15 protein-coding genes are annotated in these 16,152 nt (G+C 62.0%); 3 read left to right on the forward strand and 12 right to left on the reverse strand.

Annotated features, from left to right (window positions below; translation table 11 throughout):
- Window positions 1-43 precede the first annotated feature (43 nt).
- Window positions 44-307, forward strand: a complete 264-nt coding sequence (locus tag V2B23_RS13575) for a metal-sensitive transcriptional regulator (protein WP_033232278.1) — start codon at window positions 44-46, stop codon at window positions 305-307.
- A gap of 5 nt (window positions 308-312) precedes the next feature.
- On the opposite strand, the gene V2B23_RS13580 is transcribed toward V2B23_RS13575, so the two are convergent.
- The 3 genes from V2B23_RS13580 to V2B23_RS13590 all read right to left on the reverse strand — a co-directional run bounded on the left by V2B23_RS13580 (window position 313) and on the right by V2B23_RS13590 (window position 4,707).
- Entirely contained in the window at window positions 313-1,116 is an 804-nt protein-coding gene (locus V2B23_RS13580) for an alpha/beta fold hydrolase (protein ID WP_045068722.1), read from the reverse strand.
- An 82-nt stretch (window positions 1,117-1,198) separates the two neighbouring features.
- Window positions 1,199-2,959 carry an ABC transporter ATP-binding protein gene (locus V2B23_RS13585; protein ID WP_430950822.1) on the reverse strand — a complete coding sequence of 587 codons (1,761 nt, stop codon included), beginning with the start codon at window positions 2,957-2,959 and terminating at the stop codon, window positions 1,199-1,201.
- Window positions 2,956-4,707, reverse strand: coding sequence for an ABC transporter ATP-binding protein (locus V2B23_RS13590; protein WP_430950823.1), 1,752 nt, complete (start codon window positions 4,705-4,707; stop codon window positions 2,956-2,958). Before V2B23_RS13590 ends, V2B23_RS13585 begins: the two co-directional genes overlap by 4 nt.
- A gap of 169 nt (window positions 4,708-4,876) precedes the next feature.
- Here V2B23_RS13590 and V2B23_RS13595 point away from each other — a divergent pair, with 169 nt between their 5' ends.
- Together V2B23_RS13595 and V2B23_RS13600 are read left to right on the forward strand one after the other, a co-directional pair.
- Window positions 4,877-5,056 carry a hypothetical protein gene (locus tag V2B23_RS13595; protein ID WP_430950824.1) on the forward strand — a complete coding sequence of 60 codons (180 nt, stop codon included), beginning with the start codon at window positions 4,877-4,879 and terminating at the stop codon, window positions 5,054-5,056.
- A 116-nt stretch (window positions 5,057-5,172) separates the two neighbouring features.
- Entirely contained in the window at window positions 5,173-6,651 is a 1,479-nt protein-coding gene (locus V2B23_RS13600; protein WP_430951153.1) for an alpha,alpha-trehalose-phosphate synthase (UDP-forming), read from the forward strand.
- Between the two features lie 68 nt (window positions 6,652-6,719).
- Here V2B23_RS13600 and V2B23_RS13605 read toward each other — a convergent pair whose 3' ends face one another.
- The 9 genes from V2B23_RS13605 to V2B23_RS13645 are packed head-to-tail and all read right to left on the reverse strand — an operon-like array spanning window position 6,720 to window position 16,122.
- Entirely contained in the window at window positions 6,720-7,268 is a 549-nt protein-coding gene (locus V2B23_RS13605; protein ID WP_430950825.1) for a twin-arginine translocation pathway signal, read from the reverse strand.
- Complete coding sequence (locus tag V2B23_RS13610) at window positions 7,265-8,065, reverse strand: hypothetical protein (RefSeq protein ID WP_430950826.1); 801 nt, start codon at window positions 8,063-8,065, stop codon at window positions 7,265-7,267. The genes V2B23_RS13605 and V2B23_RS13610 overlap by 4 nt, the downstream gene beginning before the upstream one ends.
- Window positions 8,065-9,462 carry an MCE family protein gene (locus V2B23_RS13615; RefSeq protein WP_430950827.1) on the reverse strand — a complete coding sequence of 466 codons (1,398 nt, stop codon included), beginning with the start codon at window positions 9,460-9,462 and terminating at the stop codon, window positions 8,065-8,067. Before V2B23_RS13615 ends, V2B23_RS13610 begins: the two co-directional genes overlap by 1 nt.
- On the reverse strand, window positions 9,459-10,700 hold the full coding sequence (locus V2B23_RS13620) for an MCE family protein (protein ID WP_430950828.1): 1,242 nt from the start codon (window positions 10,698-10,700) through the stop codon (window positions 9,459-9,461). The genes V2B23_RS13615 and V2B23_RS13620 overlap by 4 nt, the downstream gene beginning before the upstream one ends.
- Complete coding sequence (locus tag V2B23_RS13625) at window positions 10,700-12,004, reverse strand: MCE family protein (protein ID WP_430950829.1); 1,305 nt, start codon at window positions 12,002-12,004, stop codon at window positions 10,700-10,702. Before V2B23_RS13625 ends, V2B23_RS13620 begins: the two co-directional genes overlap by 1 nt.
- Window positions 12,001-13,059 carry an MCE family protein gene (locus tag V2B23_RS13630; protein WP_430950830.1) on the reverse strand — a complete coding sequence of 353 codons (1,059 nt, stop codon included), beginning with the start codon at window positions 13,057-13,059 and terminating at the stop codon, window positions 12,001-12,003. Before V2B23_RS13630 ends, V2B23_RS13625 begins: the two co-directional genes overlap by 4 nt.
- The gene (locus V2B23_RS13635) at window positions 13,056-14,075 is read right to left on the reverse strand and encodes an MCE family protein (RefSeq protein WP_430950831.1); all 1,020 of its coding nucleotides are present in this window, start codon (window positions 14,073-14,075) and stop codon (window positions 13,056-13,058) included. Before V2B23_RS13635 ends, V2B23_RS13630 begins: the two co-directional genes overlap by 4 nt.
- Window positions 14,075-15,256 carry an MCE family protein gene (locus tag V2B23_RS13640; protein WP_430950832.1) on the reverse strand — a complete coding sequence of 394 codons (1,182 nt, stop codon included), beginning with the start codon at window positions 15,254-15,256 and terminating at the stop codon, window positions 14,075-14,077. The genes V2B23_RS13635 and V2B23_RS13640 overlap by 1 nt, the downstream gene beginning before the upstream one ends.
- Window positions 15,257-15,270: 14 nt before the next feature.
- Complete coding sequence (locus tag V2B23_RS13645; RefSeq protein ID WP_430950833.1) at window positions 15,271-16,122, reverse strand: MlaE family ABC transporter permease; 852 nt, start codon at window positions 16,120-16,122, stop codon at window positions 15,271-15,273.
- Window positions 16,123-16,152 lie beyond the last annotated feature (30 nt).

Genomic DNA, 16,152 nt, shown 5'->3' on the forward strand with positions numbered 1-16,152 from the left:
GGGGTACTCTCGTCCGGGTACGAACATTCGAGAAAGGGCCACGATGACCGGCGACGAAGAGAGCATTGCGCTCGTATTGAACAGACTGCGCCGCGCTCATGGCCAACTCGCCGGAGTGATCACGATGATCGAAAGCGGCCGCGACTGCAAGGACGTAGTCACCCAACTTGCCGCGGTCTCAAAGGCTCTCGACCGGGCCGGCTTCAAGATCGTCGCCTCCGGCCTGCGTGAATGCATGACCGGCGCTGAAGGCAAGGACCCTCTTACCGAAGCCGAACTCGAGAAACTGTTCCTCGCACTGGCCTGATCGATTTACCCGGCCAGGAAGTCGATCAGCACCTTGTTCACAGCATCCGGCCGCTCGAGGTAACCGTAGTGACCGGTGTCCGGAATCTCTTCGTACGTCGCCGTGGCGATGCAGTCTGCAACTTCACGGGAGAGGAAGGGCGGAATCATCCGGTCATCGGCGAAGGCTACGGACAGGCAGGGACGCATGATCGCCCGGTACTCACTGCGGCGATCGAACGAGCGATCCATGTTCAGCTGAGCTCGCACGCCGGGTGCTGTTGTGCCACCGGAGAATTCGAAAATGTCCAGCCAGTCCCTGGCTGAGCGCTCATCAGCCAGGGTAGTGGGCGACAGGTTCATCACCGCCGTTACTGCCGCTCGATACTTTGCGGGCAACTCCACACCACTGTCGACCAACTCACGCTCCCCCTCGGACAGCGTCTGCTGGAAGTGATCCATCCGGGCATGGCCGGCGAGGAACACTGCCTTGCGGACCAGGTCCGGGCGGGCCAACGTGAGTTCCTGAGCCACTCGGGCACCCATCGACGTGCCGATCACATACGCGGGGCCGCCACCGAGATGCTCGATCAAACCTGCGGTGTCGGCAACCATGTCCGGCATCGTGATACCGCTGACACTCTCACCGGACGGCGCGATTCCACGGTTGTCGAAGGTGCAGACGCGGTACCCCGCCGCAACCAGTGCGGGGGTCTGGTGAAGATCCCACACCCGCCCAGGACTTCCGGTCCCCATGATGAGCACCACCAGATCCCCATCACCTTTGACCTGGTAATTGATCGGGATTCCGTTGATTGTGGCGACCGTCATAGCTGCCTTCCTCCTCGTGTTCTGCCGCTGCATTTCTCAGCCTGATTTCGGGTTGACCGAAGCTCCCCCGCTTGCGGCAACACTATCGCGTCTCGCGCCCTTCCCATGCTGTCCACAGGTGCGCGTACCGCCCGCCCGCAGCCACCAACTCGAGGTGCGACCCCTGCTCCACGATCCGTCCGTGCTCGAGCACGATCACCCGGTCCGCTGCCGCCGCTTGCGTAAGCCGGTGAGCGACAACAAGAGTGGTCCGCCCGGCCGTCGCCGCATCAGCAGCTGCCTCCAATTCGCGGGCGCCGGCACTCCCGGCCTCCGCCGTCGCCTCGTCCAGCACCGCAACAGCAGGGTCTGCCAAAACCAACCGGGCCAGCGCCAACTGTTGTGCCTGCGACGCCGTCATCTCGTGGCCACCTTCGCCGACAACGGTTGCAAGACCGTCACTCAAGGCCGCCACCCACGCAGACGCCCCGACGGTCTTCAGCGCCGACATCACGTCCTCCTCGGACGCTTCGGGCGCTGCGAGTCGCAGGTCCTCGATCAGGGGGCCGGCAAACACGTGCACTTCCTGACTGACGATGCCGATGTGGCGTCGTAGGTCCGCGAGGGCGGCCAACGCAACACCACCGACCAGCACGCTGCCCGACGTCGGTGCCCACGATCCGGCGGCGATCGCCGCCACCGTCGACTTCCCCGCACCGGTCGAGCCGACCAGAGCCACCCGCTCCCCTGCGGCCAGAGTGAGACTGACGCCGTGGAGAACCTCGCGGCCGTCGTAGCTGTGCCTGATGTCCCGCAATGTCAGTGAGCGATCGTGAGGTTCGGCCACGTCGATGTCGGCGCGGTCAGGTTCCGGGATATCCACGACTCCGACCAGTCGTGCCAGGCTCGCGCCCGCCGACTGCACTTCGTCGAAGGTGTAGAGCAGCGAACCGATCGGATTGAACAGGCGATGGAACAGCAACGCTGCCGTTGTGGTCTGGCCGACCGTCACGATGTCGTCGCGCACCAGCAGGAACCCGACAACAAGGATCATGGACAGGCCCACGAACTCGGCCCGGTTCCCGCGCCCGGCGAACCTGGTGAACAGGCCGAATACTCCCACCGCCAGATCGCGGGCCTTCGCCGACGCGTCGTCGATCCGTCCGAGATGCTCCTTCTCCAGGCTGTAGGCCCGCACCGTCCGGACACCTTGCACGCTGCTGATCAATTCCTGCGAACGTGCACCCATCGCCACGCGCTCGGCCGCGTAGATCGGCGCCGATCGTGGCAGGTACCACTTCAGTGCCATCGCGTACATCGGGAGCGCTACCAGCCCGGCCAGACCCAGACGCCAGTCCAGACCGAGCATGGTCACCATGCTGAGCGCGACCAGCAGAACGGCTCCGATCAGGTTCGGAATCACCTCGGAGACGGCCTTGGCGATCACGGCGACGTCATCGCCGACGCGAGAAAGCAGATCGCCCTTGCCGACCTTCTCCAGCGTCGGGACAGGCAACCGCAGCGCTCGGTCGACAGTGCGCTCGCGCAGATCCGCGAGGATCGTCTCACCCAGCCTCTTGACCAGATACGACGCGTATCCCGTGAACACACCACCGACGACGGCCGCCGACGCGATGATCGCCACCACCGTCAGAATCGTCGACGTGGGCGCGCCCTCACGAACCCGATCGACCAGGACACCGAACACGTAGATCGGTACCAACGCCATCGCAGCCGCTGCGGCCGATACGGCCACAACAAGAAAACTCTGCAGCTTCCGCTGCGCCAACTCCCACCGCAACCACTGCCAGGTTTCGCGCCCGCCGGCGATCGGCAGCAGTTCGCGAGTCTCTTTCCCGGTCATCGCAGAACCGCCCCTCGGTAGTCGGTGTCGTGGTGAGCGAGTTCGGCATGCGTCCCCTGTGCCACTACTACGCCCCGATCCAGAACGACCACACGATCTGTTGCCGCCAGCAACGCCGGGCTGCTCGTGATCAGGATCGTGGTGTGCAGAGCTGTTCCGCTGTGGCGCAGTTCCGCGATGCCTGCCGCGATCGATGCTTCCGTCACGGCGTCCACCGCGGTTGTCGGATCGTGCAGCACCAGCACTGGCGCCTTCGTGAGCAACGCGCGTGCCAGCGCGACCCGCTGCCGTTGACCGCCGGAGAGACTGGCTCCGCGGTCGGTGACCTCGAGGTCGAGTCCGTCTGGATGGGAGTCGACGACATCGGCGGCGGCAGAGGCAGCTAACGCATCCCCCAGATCCGAGGACTGTGCATCGACTGCGCCCGCCGCGAGATTGGAGCCGAGCGAACCGCCGAACAGATCGGTCAGGTGTGGTTCCACCAGCACGGTGCGCCTGGCCAGTGCCAAGTCCATGTCCCGCAGCGAGATTCCGCCGATCCGCACAGAACCTTGGTACTCGTATGCACCCGGTTGCCCTGACAGCACGGTGGCCAGCGCCTCGGCGTCCTGCGGTTGGTACGCCACGACGCCCAACAGTTCGCCGGCGTCGCAGTGCAGATCGACGCCGCCGAGTGAACGGAATTGCAGCCCTTCGAGAGTCAGACCGTAGCCCGGTGTCTCGGTAACCGACCCCGGCGTCAGGATCGGATCGGCGTCGAGCACCAACGCCAACCGATCGGACGACGCGCGAGCAACCGCAAAATATCCGGGCAGAGAGGCAAGCAGGCCAAGTGGTTCGAGAAAGAACTGCGCCAGACCGACCACGGTGATCAACTCTCCCACCGAGATTCGGCCCTGCAATGCGAAGTAGCCGGCGCAACCGGCGATCCCCACGGCAAGCAATGCGCTGACCGTCGCCGACACACCGGTGTAGACCGCAGTGGCCTTTGCCGTGTGCACCGCAGATGCAAGGGCTTCACGGCTTGCACCGCGGTAGCGATCGGATGCGGACTTCTCCGCGCCGATACCGCGGAGCGGCCGCAGTCCACTCACCAAGTCCGTTGCCATTGCCGACGCCCGGGCGATCGACGCCTGCTTCCCCGTCGCGCGGGACGTGATCAGCGGCGCGGACAGTTGCAGTAGACCGAGAATGACCGGGGTGCCGATCAACACCGCCAGCCCCAGAGTGACGTCGATCCACAGCAACGCGATAGCGGACGCCACCGCAGCGGTCAACGCTGCTGCGGCCCGCGGCACGATGTCCGCTATCCAGGACGCCTGTTCCGCGTCCGACGTCGACACCGTGAGCAATTCGCCGGATCGCAGGTCCGTGCGCACACCTCGCGGGTCGAGAACGCGGTGCGCCACCTCGAGGCGCAATCGGTGGGCCTCCTGCTGCATCGCCGTCACGATGAACCGAGCACCGAACCGCCAGGCTGCGGTGAGCACGAGAAACAATGCACCGAGCGCACAGATCGACACGACGAGCGCGGTGGTGTCCGAAGTCTCGATTGCCCGATCGATGATGACACCGATCGAGATCGGCACCGCGGTTTCGGCGAGTTGATGCAGGCACACCAGAACGGTGCCGATGGCCAGCGGTCCCCGGTTTCGAACCAGAACCCGTCGCAAGATCGCTGCACCGCTGTGTTTACCTATGTCGGATTCATCTGAATCTACGATGTCACTCACGGAGGTCGAACTCATGGAACTCCAAGCATTGATAGGAACAAGAACGTCGGCCGAACACAGAAGTAAGTCGACCCTAATACATAAGCAACTAGCGTTGACGTGCCCAGTTCTCATAGAGTCGCTGTAGAACCATTGCTTGCGGAACCATTGCTTGCGCCCTGCAGGCAAGCATGAGAGGAACATGATGTCTGAGAAGACGACCGTCGAAACCGAAGTCGAGATCCCGGACGAGGAAATCGAGACCGTAGCCGAGGAAACCGCCCGTATGGCACAGCGCGTTGTCGCTGCCTACGCGGAAGACGCCGACGAGTGCAGGATGCTGCTCTCGATGCTCGGTATCAGCCCCGTCAGCAAGCTCGACTGAATCTCGATCGAGTCTCTCACCTATACCTAACGAGAAGGAACCACGTGTCTGTCAGTCCGGAATCGGCCAGCTCAATCCCCTCTGACGACGCAGTTGCTCTCTCCGAAGAGAAGACCGTGTCCGGGCAGGCCGAGTTCGTCGTAGTAGCGAACCGCCTGCCCGTCGATCTCGAGCGGCTGCCAGACGGCTCCACACGGTGGAAGCGCAGTCCCGGCGGTCTGGTCACCGCTCTCGAACCGATCTTGCGCAGCAAGCAAGGGGCGTGGGTCGGCTGGGCCGGTGTTGCCGACGCCGACATGGACCCCATCGTCGAAGACGGACTGGAGCTGTACCCGGTACCGCTCAGCGCCACCGAGATCAACGAGTACTACGAAGGCTTCTCCAACGCGACGCTGTGGCCGCTCTATCACGACGTCATCGTCAAGCCCGAGTACCACCGCGAATGGTGGAACGCGTACGTCGAGGTCAACCGCCGCTTCGCCGAGGCCACCGCCAAGGCTGCGGCCCACGGCGCGACGGTCTGGATCCAGGACTACCAACTCCAGCTCGTGCCGAAGATGCTGCGCATGCTGCGTCCCGACCTCACCATCGGGTTCTTTCTGCACATTCCGTTCCCCCCGGTCGAACTGTTCATGCAGATGCCGTGGCGAACCGAGATCATCGAAGGCCTCCTCGGCGCCGACCTCATCGGTTTCCACCTGCCCGGCGGCGCACAGAACTTCCTCTTCCTCGCCAGGCGGCTCGCGGGACAACAAACTTCACGCGGCAACGTCGGTGTCCGCTCCAAACTCGGTGTTGTGCAAGTGGGTTTCCGCACCGTCCGTGTCGGCGCATTCCCTATCTCCATCGACTCCGGCAAGCTCGACGAGCGGTCACGCTCCAAGGCAATTCGCGACCGCGCCAAGCAGATTCGCAAAGAGATCGGCAACCCCAAGAAGATCATGCTCGGCGTCGACCGCCTCGATTACACCAAGGGCATCGACGTTCGGTTGAACGCACTGCACGAACTACTCATCGACGGACGGATAGATCCCGCCGATACCGTCATGATCCAGTTGGCAACTCCCAGCCGCGAGCGCGTCGAAAGCTACGTCCAGATGCGCGGTGACATCGAGCAGATGGTCTCGCGCATCAACGGCGAGTTCAGTGAAGTCGGCCGCCCTGTTGTCCACTACATCCACCGGCCGGTCGACCGCGACGAACTCATTGCGTTTTTTGTTGCCGCCGACCTCATGTTGGTCACCCCACTTCGCGACGGCATGAACCTGGTCGCCAAGGAATACGTAGCGTGCCGCAGCGACCTGGGCGGTGCTCTACTGCTCAGCGAATTCACCGGCGCGGCAGCAGAATTGCGTCAGGCATTCCTGTGCAACCCCCATGACCTCGACGACGTCAAGGACTCCATGGTGGAAGCGCTGAACCAGCCGAAGGAAGACGGCCGACGCCACATGCGCGCCCTGCGCCGTCAGGTGCTCACTCATGACGTCGACCGTTGGGCTCACTCGTTCCTCGACGCTCTCGCACACGGCGGCGCTGCGGGGCCGGCGCTGATCGCACCGGGCGAGAACCACGAAATCGACGACAACAACAACTGAGTACGGCATGAAGGACCCGGCCGAGGAGACTCCCTCGGCCGGGTCATTTTATGTCGAGCAGGTGTCGATCAGAACGGTTGAACGCTACTCACCAGCCAGCGACCATCCTGCTTCTCGAGTCCCATTTTGACTCGACTGCCACTGGCGACGGCCTCCGGTGAATCCTTCGACGTCGTAATCTGATTGAGGAAGAGCATCGTGGTGGCGGTATCCGGTGCAGCATCGAGAACTGCCGCACCCTGCACGACAACCTGAACGGTCAGTGCCTTCTCCTGAGCGCCGGGGATGATGACCGACTCGATCAACTCGGTGAACTGATTCTGGAAATCGCCGGTCAATCCTTCTGTTGCCGAGTGCAATTGCTGATCGACGTTGTTGTGGTCGTACTGGAACATCGCGACTGCCTGGTCCGAGGAAACTTGCACCACTTCATCTCTGGTGCTGTCCGTGGCCGCCAGATCCCGAGTTCCGTCAGGACCGAAGTAGAGATACGCAGACAGCCCTGCCAGCGCGATGGCCAGCGCACTGATCACGCACAAGACGATGGTCAGTGGTGACACGCGCGCGGACGGCGTGCCTGTCGCTGTAGTTGCTGGGTCTGTCGTCTCCGGGGTCATGGCACAAACTCCACATTCGAGGCAAGGAGCTGCCCGTCGGTATCGCACATGGTGATTCGCAGGCGATAGTTGCGTTCCTCGGGCTCGGGTTGCTCCGCATTCTTCTGCATTGCACGCACCGCGACGAGCGAGGTTCCACAATCACCGTCGATCTTTTCCAACCCGGCTTCGAGGATCTCGCCGTCCGTCTGGACACCTACCTGTCCGAGAACATCGACAAACGAATCCTTACGTCCGTCGAGTTGCGATTGAAATTCTTCGGTAGTGCCGGCCAAGAACTTGTCGAGATCGGCCCCCGCAGTCTCCGAATGCAGAGTGGTCAGGTTGAGCGCTGTGGTCCGCGCACCCGCGATATATGCGGACCGTTCTTCCTCAGCGCTGGAGGCCTGGCTGCGATCCACCAGGAGCAGTACCGACACCACTGCAAACGCCAGCGCGACAATGGATGCCAGAACTATCCCGCCGACCAACTTCCGGGACTTCGGTGGCTTTGTTGCCGGAGCCGAAAGCTCGGAATCCGGTGACACCGCCGTAGGTGCTTTCGGTTCTTCTGCAGGCTGCTTCGGCTCACTGACACTCGGTTCGGTTTTGTTCAGTGCGACAAGTTGTTCAGCCGGCTTCTCACTGGGCACTGTCGTTTCACCGGACACTGCCGTTTCTCTGGACACTGCCGTTTCACTGGGCACTACCGTTTCACTGGGCACTACCGTCGACGCTGCGTCTGTATCTGCGCCGGTCGGTCCGGCGCTGCGAGACGCCCGACGGCGCACTCGCTGCTTGGGTTCTTCTTCGTTCATCAACCTTGCTGACCCTTCATGAACTCTTCGAGACTGATGTCTCCGCCGGCACCGAGTTTCGGCTGCGAGTACGTCCTTCCGTCGGGTCCTATGTACGTGCCTGTAGTCGGATCGTACCGACGTGCGGTGACGCCCGGTTCCGACGCATAGGAACTGGGGGTCGCGGTGATCGGTTGCGGCGGCCCGGTCTGCGGATTGGTACCCAGGGGCTCGTAACCGGTCCGGCACTGTTCCACTGTCGCGGCGCGGCGCCCCGGGAACTCAGCGCAGGGCAGGTTGCGCGCTCCTCGCACGGCGATCGGCGAGTCCTGAGCGATGCGGCAGAACAGGTCCGACGGAGTTGCGATCGGGGATTCGTCTGCTGGACTGCGCCATTGTTCGGCCGGGAGGAATCCTGTGGTGCACGGCGGCGGATCGTTGACTTCGAGGTGGAAATCGACCAGTGCGCCATCGGCAGGATTTCCGGAGCCGGCGACCGTAACGAGCGCTGCCGACAACGGCGGGTAGATGACAAGGATCTGCTCGATTGCGTTGTTGTACAGCACTCCTACCTCGCCGACAGAAACCAGGTTCGCCAACAGGATCGGCAACGTGGGCTGAAGATCCTGGAGAAGTGCATTGGCCTCGGACGCCGCTGCCGGGCCCTTCTGGATAATTGCCCTCAGATCCGGGTCACTGGCCCGCAACTGATCCGTGAAGGTCACCAGATCGCTTGTCCACGAACGGATGGCGTCGCTGCTGACAATCTGGGTGTCGAGCAGCGGGCCGACCTGCTCGATCAGCGTCTTTGTGGCGTCGGAGTTGTTGTTCGCTTCTTCGACGAACAGGCGAGCGGAGTCGATCAGCTTCTGCAAGTCGGGTCCCGCACCGTTGAACGCCTTGAAGGATTCGTCGATGACGGTCTTGAGTTTTGTGTCGGAGATGCTCTGCAGCAACAGATCTGCCTGATCGAGTAGCGCACCGACATCCTGGGGCACGGAACTGCGATCAACCGGAATGACGGAGCCGTTCTCCAGGTGACCGGATACGACGATCGCACCGGAGGAGTCGGTGTGCGGGATCAGATCGACAAACTGCTCGCCGATCGCGGACACACTTTTGACCACGGCGTCGACGTCGGCCGGAATCTCGACTCCGCTGTCCATGGACAACTGGGCGTTCACACCGGTTTGCGACAACTCGACGGCCTTCACGACGCCGACACTCTGGCCGCGGTACGTCACGTTGGAGTTCTTGTACAACCCACCGGTGGAAGGCAATTCGACGGTGATGGCGTAGCGTCCGATCCCGATCATCGCCGGAACCCGCACGTATTGTGTTGCCATCACGACCAGGCCGATGACGGTCAATACCGCGAAGATGACAAGCTGGATGCGGACGAACTTTGTGAGCATCATGGTGCTGGTGCCCCCTGAGGAAGTCCTGGAATGGTGATCGGCGGAAGTCCCGGGATCGTGATGGTGTTCGGGTCCGCCGCGGGAGCCTCTGCTGCGGGAGCGGGAGCTGCGGGAGCCGGAGCTGCTGCCGGCCTGAGTGGATCGCTCAACGGGTTGCCTGCCTGCCCGCCCAGCCCCGCCTGCGTGCCGAGAACACCTTCCGGACCGCCAAGGGAACCTGCGAGCGGTGTACCGGTGAGGAAGTTCGCGTCGAGTCGCGGCAGCGTCAAGTCGATGGTCATGGCCAGGTTGGCGTAATCGCCTCGAATGACGTTGTCGATTCCGTTCTGCGGGAACGGGAACGTGAGCAGAACCCCGAGCACCTGCGTCAGCGCATTACCGGAATCGGCAAGTGCTTTCAGAGTTGGAGACAGCGACCGAACATTGGTGGCAAAATCTTCGCCGCTTTCGTTGATGACGCGACTGGCCACCTCACTGAGACCGCCAAGGGACGTCAACGCATTGGTGATGTCCTGGCGTTGTGCCACCAGGATGTCCAGTGCCGGTGGGATTCCGTCGAGCGCCTTGTTCAGTGTGTCGCGTTGCGCCTCGACGGTGTACGACAGCCGGTCGATGCCTTCCATCGCCGAAATGATGTCTCCGCGTTGCTTGTCGAGGCTTCCGACGAGCTGATCGAGTTGCGGGAGCAAGTCGCGAACAGCATCCTCTCGCCCGACGAGTGCCGCGTTCAATTCCGTGGTGATGTCCTGAACTTGGGCGAGTCCGCCACCGTTCAATACGACGGACAACGAAGACAGTGTCTGCTCCGTGGTCGGGTAGGCACCCGCTCGTTCGAGGGGAATGACGTCGCCGGCCTCGAGACGCCCCTCCGGCGCCTCCTCGACCGGCGGTGTCAGTTCGATGTGCTGCGATCCGAGCAAACTGGTCTGCCCGATCTTCGCGGTTGCGTTGGCGGGCAACTCGACCTCGGGATTGAGCGACACCGTCACCAGAGCGTGCCAGCCCTGGACCTCGATGTTGGAGACGCTCCCCACGGCCACGTCGTCCACCCGGACGGGTGAATTCTGCGACAGGGTAGTCACATTGGGCATCTCGATCTGAACCTCGTACGAACCCTCGCCTCGGCCCTGGGTGCCGGGCATCGGCACGGAGTTCAACCCGTTCCATTCACAACCGCTGGCGCCGAGAGCAACGCCGACGGCCAATGTCACCACTACTGCTTTACCTCGGGCGCGCATCAGTTGCCTCCCCCCATGTTGAAGAGCTCGGTGAGGTCCTTGGGAACGGACGGCATCGGCACGCCGCTGAGCGGGTCTGCTGCCGGCTGCGGAGCGGATGCGGCCTGACCTGGACTTGCCGCCGCTTCCAAACCTGGCTCCGTGTACACGATCTGGTCCGGGAAGGCCTGAACTCCGGAGACCGGGTTGAAGAGGAATCCCGGGTAGTTCATGATGAGCGTGCTGAGCACCGGGCCGAGATACTCCTTACACAGGTCGGCACTTCTCTCAGCTGGGGCGGTATCGATGGCTTGAATGGATCCACAGATCCACTGAATCGGATTCTTGAAGTTACTCAGCGCAATTGCACCGGTCATGCTGCCCTGCGCAGGCTTGTAGATCTGATAGAAGTTGGCCAGCGACGTCGGGCCGGAGTGAAGCACCTGTTCGATCTCGGGGCGCTTGTCGGTCAGCACCTGGGTTGCGTCGGCCAACCGCGCCACCGATTCACTCAGAGCTGCCTGGTTGTCGTTGACAAACCGCTGGACGTCACCCACAGCGAGATCGAGATCGCTCAGGGCTGTGCCCAATTCGTCGGAGCTGCTTGCGAGAACACTGCTGACCGAAGCGAGGTGTCCGCTGAATTGCACGATCTGCTCGTTGCTCGAGGACAGCGCGGTGACAAACGCCTGCAGGTTACGGACGGTGGAGAAGAGATCTGTCCGGCCTTCCGACAGTGTGTGCATGGTGTCGGACAACTCGCGCAACGTCATCCGAATGGATTCTCCGTTGCCCTCGAGGTTGTCGCCAAGCGTATTGATGAACCGTCCCAATGAACCTTCGTCGTCAACGCCCTCCGGGCCCAGTGCCTCGGAGAGTTTGGCAAGTTCCGTTTTGATCTCGTCCCACTCGACCGGGACCGCGGTGCGTTCGATCGGAATAACGCCGCCGTCTGGCATCTGGTCACCACCGGCATACACCGGGGTCAGCTGAACGAACCGCGCAGAAACGAGGCTCTGCGCGACGATGAGTGCCTGTGCGTCCGCTGGTATGTCGACGCCGCGGTCGACAACCATCTCGACGTAGGTGTCCTGATCTCGGGGCTCGATCTTCGTGACCTTGCCGACGTTGACGCCCAGCACGCGGACGACGTCGCCCTCGTACAGACCCGTCGTCGAGACGAAGTGGGCGGAGATCTTGGTCTTGCCCAGTCCCGGAATCAGAAGGTAGGCCGCGGCTGCGACGAGGAGGACTACCAGCGCCGCGGCGCCGATGATCAGTATCCACTTCTTACGCGATGCGGTGGAGGCTGTTGTGTCGGTCATTCTCCTGGCCCCCTGATCGTCGGCGGAATCCCGGGAAAGAAGTCCTCGAGGTCCGACGGAATTTGTTCGGGATCAACGCTGCTGTCCACCAGGGTCTTCCACCAGTTACTGGGAAGAATGTTGATGATGAAGGCATCGAAGAACGGTCCGCTTGCCACGGTCTCGCCGAGTGCCGTGATGTACGGACCGAGGCCGTCGAGCGCGCCGGAGATGTTGTCCTTGTTGTTCTGAAGGACCTCCGCAACAGAATTCAGCTTCTCGAGGGTGGGACCCATCTGGGCCTCGTTCTCCACCACCAGCCCCGAGAGCTGACGCGATACCGCGGAGGTGTTGACGATCAGCTCACTGATCGCGTCACGGCGCAAGCTCAACTCACCGAACAACTTGTTTCCGTCCACCAACAGCGAGTCGATCTGTCCGCTGCGATCCGCGAGAATCTTGGTGACGTCCTCAGCGCGCGAGAGCAATTGGAGCAAACTTTCGTCTCGCGCGTTGATGCTCTGCGAGAGCCGGGTCATACCGTCGAGTGCTCCCCGCAACTCCGGCGGTGTGTCGGCAAGCGTATCCGAGATCGCATTGAGCGAATCGTTGATCTGTTCTGTGTCGAGCTCCGACACGGTGGTGCCCAGATCTCCGAGTGCGTCGTTCAGCGAGTACGGAGAGTTGGTGCGTTCCAAGGGTATCGGCGTACCGGTCCGCAACAGTCCTGGACCTTCGGACCGGACTGCCAGCGATTTACGGCCAAGCACCGTATTGGTCTTGATGTCGGCCGACGTCTGTTCACCGAGTGCTATCCCGTCTTCGACGGTGAAGGTGACCAGCACGCTTTGATCGTCGAGTTCGACCTCGCTGACCTTGCCGACATTCACGCCGGCCAACGTGACATTGTCACCGGCCACCAAACCGCCTGCGTCGGCGAAGTAGGCGGAGTGCCGGATGCCCCCGGACAGGAACTGCAACTGATCGTATTGCAGTGCGGCGCCGACCGTCGCGACGGCGAGGACCAGACCGACGATTCCGATCTGTACGGGATTTCGTTCGCGGGTAGGACTCATTGTGTCTTCGCGCACCTTCCCGTGGTCTGCACTGCCGTGGGCAGGACGATCGTGGTTCCGTCAGGGCCGGAGAACTTGAAGGTGTTGGCGCACAGATAGAACTGGAAGAAAGAACCGTAGGTTCCGACGCGGATCAGCTTCTGGTAGTCCGAGGGCAGACGCGCGAGCGCGGTGTTGATGTCTTCCTTGCCCAGGTCCAGTTGTGTCATCGTGCGGTTGGTTTCACCGATCAACGTCTGGATGTCCGGACGGGTAGCTCCCAGTAGCGCCGCAAGATCCCCTGTTGCACCGGCGATCTCGGTGATCGAATTTGCGATCGGACCGCTGTCCTGCGCCAGACCACTCACCAACTGCTGGAGTTGATCGATCGTGGTGGAGAACTGATCGCCTTTGTCATTGATCGTCCCGAGGACGTCGTTGAGATTGGTGATCACGTCACCGATCAACTGATCGCGATCCGCGAGCGTATTGGTGAACGAATTGGTGTTTCCCAGAAGAGAAACCAGAGTTCCGCCCTGGCCTTGCAGGACGTGAAGCAGCGCTCCTGACAGATCGTTGACTTGCTGAGGATCCAGCGCGCGCAGGAGCGGCTTGAAACCACCGAGCAACAGATCCAGGTCCAGAGCGGGCGACGTCTGATCAACCGGAATCGAACCGCCGGACGACAAAGATTCGGTCGAACCGGGGCCTTCCAGTAGTTCCATGTAGCGATCGCCGACTAGGTTCTCGTAGCGGACCGTCGCTTTGGTGCTCTTCATCAACGAGTACTGGGTATCGACGTCGAAGCTGACTTCAGCCTGGTTGGAATCATCGATGGACACGCCCGTCACGGATCCGACCGGAACACCGGCGATCCGCACCTTGTCTCCGGACTTCAGACCGGAAACATCGGCGAACGTGGCGTGAAAACCGTTGCTACTGCTGAATCGCACCTGACTGAACACGATTGCCAATCCGGCAAAGATCACCGACATGACGAGTGTGAAGATCAAGAGTTTTACCGTTGTCGGTCTCATCACTCCCCGTCCTGTTCGTAAGAGTCCCCGAAGAGGAACTGGAAGATCGTCGGAACCGTCACCTCGAACTCCGTGTTGGGTACGAACGGCACGTTTCCGGTGTTGGTGACCGCAAACGGAGCCTTACCGTCCACCTTCGGATCGAAGGTGGGGAAGCCGTAACAATTCGGACCGCCCGATGCGGCGACCTTCGGAAGGGACTCCGGATTCGTGTATGCCTTCGCGCCCCACATGAAGCTCGCACTGAGCATCAATGCCGCCTTGTCGCCAGTACCGGCCATCGGCTCGAATTTGATGCGCCCGTCGTTCAATCCGACGAGGAAGCACGTCAGACCCGGTGAGTATTCCTCGAGCAGCGTCGTGGTTGCCGTCAGGGTGTCCAGCGACGTGGTGAGGGCCTGCTCGTTGTCGCTCAGCAAGGCGTTACCGGTGTTGGCGAGGCCGGTGATGTTGAGCAACAGCAGATCCAGGTTGGCCTGCTCGGCCACGATCGAACCGCTTGTAGTGGTTGCGTTGTCGAGGATGCGCAGCAGGTCGGGCGCCACGTCCGCGTACAAGTTGGTGACGGTGGACGCGCTGGCCAGATCCTCTTGCAGTTGTGGCAACGTGGGATTCATCTTCTTCAAGTAGGTATCGCCCAATTCGAGTACCTCGCCGAGTGCTTCGCCGCGGCCGTTGAGTGCCGTCGAAATGGCACCGAGTGTTGCGTTCAGCTTCTCGGGCTCGACCTGGGCCAGTACCTCCGAAAGATGTTCGAAGACACTGTTGAACTCGACGGTCACGCTGTCGGAGGTGATGACCGCACCTTCTTGAATGGGCTGAGTCGACGGATCGTCCGGGATGACGATGTTGACGTACTTCGCGCCGAATACGGTGGTGGACTTGATCTCCACGCCGGCGTTGGACGGAATCTTGGACATCTGATCGGGGTACATCGCGAGTTGAAGACTGGCTTGGTCCCCGTCGAGTGAAATCGATTCGACGCTGCCCACCTGCACGCCGCGCAATTTCACCTTGGCGTCGGGTTCCATGACCAGACCGGCGCGCGCGGACATCACGGTGATGGGGGTGCTCTCGGTGAATCCGCCCGCGAACATGGTGAGTGCGACGGCCACGATTGCCGCGAGTCCGAGGATCAAACCGGCTGCGGCAAGTTTCTTGTGCCAGCTGGGAACTGTCATTTTTCTCGCCCCCCTTATCCCGACAAGTTGAAGTTGCCGGACCCACCGTAAATGGCGAGTGAGATGAGCAGGGTGACGGTGACAACCGCGATCAGCGAGGCACGCACCGCATTACCGACGGCGACGCCGACGCCGACCGGGCCGCCGGTCGCATTGAAGCCGTAGTAGGTGTGGATCAACATGACCGCTAGGGCCATGACTATCGCTTGGGCAAACGACCACAAGATGTCCGTGGGTATCAGGAAGGTTGTGAAGTAGTGGTCGTACACACCACCGGACTGGTCGTAGAGGAACACCGTCGCGAAACGGCTGGCGATGAACGACGCGATCACGGCCAGCGAGTACAGCGGGATGATGGCGATCATGCCGGCCATGACGCGGGTGCTGACCAGATACGGGATGGACGGGATGGCCATGGTCTCGAGGGCGTCGATCTCCTCCGAGACACGCATCGCTCCGAGTTGGGCCGTGGAGCCGGCACCGATGGTGGCGGCCAACCCGATACCCGCGATGACGGGTGCGGCGATACGAACGTTGATGAACGCTGCGAAGAATCCTGTCAGTGCCTCGACGCCGATGTTTCCGAGCGAGCTGTAACCCTGCACGGCGATGGTGCCGCCGGTGAAGAGTGTCAGGAAGCCGACGATCACGACGGTGCCGCCGATGACGGCCAGTGCTCCGGTTCCCATGCTGATCTCGGCGATCAAGCGAAGAGTCTCACGTGGGTAGCGCATCAAAGCCTTTGGTGCATGTCCGATCGCTTTCGCAAAGAACAGTGCCTGATCACCGATGCTGTCGACGCCGCGAGAGACCGATCCGATGCGCCGCCGAGTTCGCGGGAAACGCCCTGCTGCCGCCAATGCCATCAGTACGCCTCCTGTCCGTCGTGGTGTGTC

The organism is Rhodococcus sp. 24CO (assembly GCF_050586165.1).
In the GTDB taxonomy this organism is placed as follows: Bacteria; Actinomycetota; Actinomycetes; order Mycobacteriales; family Mycobacteriaceae; genus Rhodococcus_F.

Bases quoted from the DNA above. Each gene is read 5' to 3' on its own strand.
- V2B23_RS13575 (WP_033232278.1), top strand. From the start codon at position 44: ATGACCGGCGACGAAGAGAGCATTGCGCTCGTATTGAACAGACTGCGC.
- V2B23_RS13580 (WP_045068722.1), bottom strand. From the start codon at position 1,116: ATGACGGTCGCCACAATCAACGGAATCCCGATCAATTACCAGGTCAAA.
- V2B23_RS13585 (WP_430950822.1), bottom strand. From the start codon at position 2,959: ATGACCGGGAAAGAGACTCGCGAACTGCTGCCGATCGCCGGCGGGCGC.
- V2B23_RS13590 (WP_430950823.1), bottom strand. From the start codon at position 4,707: ATGAGTTCGACCTCCGTGAGTGACATCGTAGATTCAGATGAATCCGAC.
- V2B23_RS13595 (WP_430950824.1), top strand. From the start codon at position 4,877: ATGTCTGAGAAGACGACCGTCGAAACCGAAGTCGAGATCCCGGACGAG.
- V2B23_RS13605 (WP_430950825.1), bottom strand. From the start codon at position 7,268: ATGACCCCGGAGACGACAGACCCAGCAACTACAGCGACAGGCACGCCG.
- V2B23_RS13610 (WP_430950826.1), bottom strand. From the start codon at position 8,065: ATGAACGAAGAAGAACCCAAGCAGCGAGTGCGCCGTCGGGCGTCTCGC.
- V2B23_RS13615 (WP_430950827.1), bottom strand. From the start codon at position 9,462: ATGATGCTCACAAAGTTCGTCCGCATCCAGCTTGTCATCTTCGCGGTA.
- V2B23_RS13620 (WP_430950828.1), bottom strand. From the start codon at position 10,700: ATGCGCGCCCGAGGTAAAGCAGTAGTGGTGACATTGGCCGTCGGCGTT.
- V2B23_RS13625 (WP_430950829.1), bottom strand. From the start codon at position 12,004: ATGACCGACACAACAGCCTCCACCGCATCGCGTAAGAAGTGGATACTG.
- V2B23_RS13630 (WP_430950830.1), bottom strand. From the start codon at position 13,059: ATGAGTCCTACCCGCGAACGAAATCCCGTACAGATCGGAATCGTCGGT.
- V2B23_RS13635 (WP_430950831.1), bottom strand. From the start codon at position 14,075: ATGAGACCGACAACGGTAAAACTCTTGATCTTCACACTCGTCATGTCG.
- V2B23_RS13640 (WP_430950832.1), bottom strand. From the start codon at position 15,256: ATGACAGTTCCCAGCTGGCACAAGAAACTTGCCGCAGCCGGTTTGATC.
- V2B23_RS13645 (WP_430950833.1), bottom strand. From the start codon at position 16,122: ATGGCATTGGCGGCAGCAGGGCGTTTCCCGCGAACTCGGCGGCGCATC.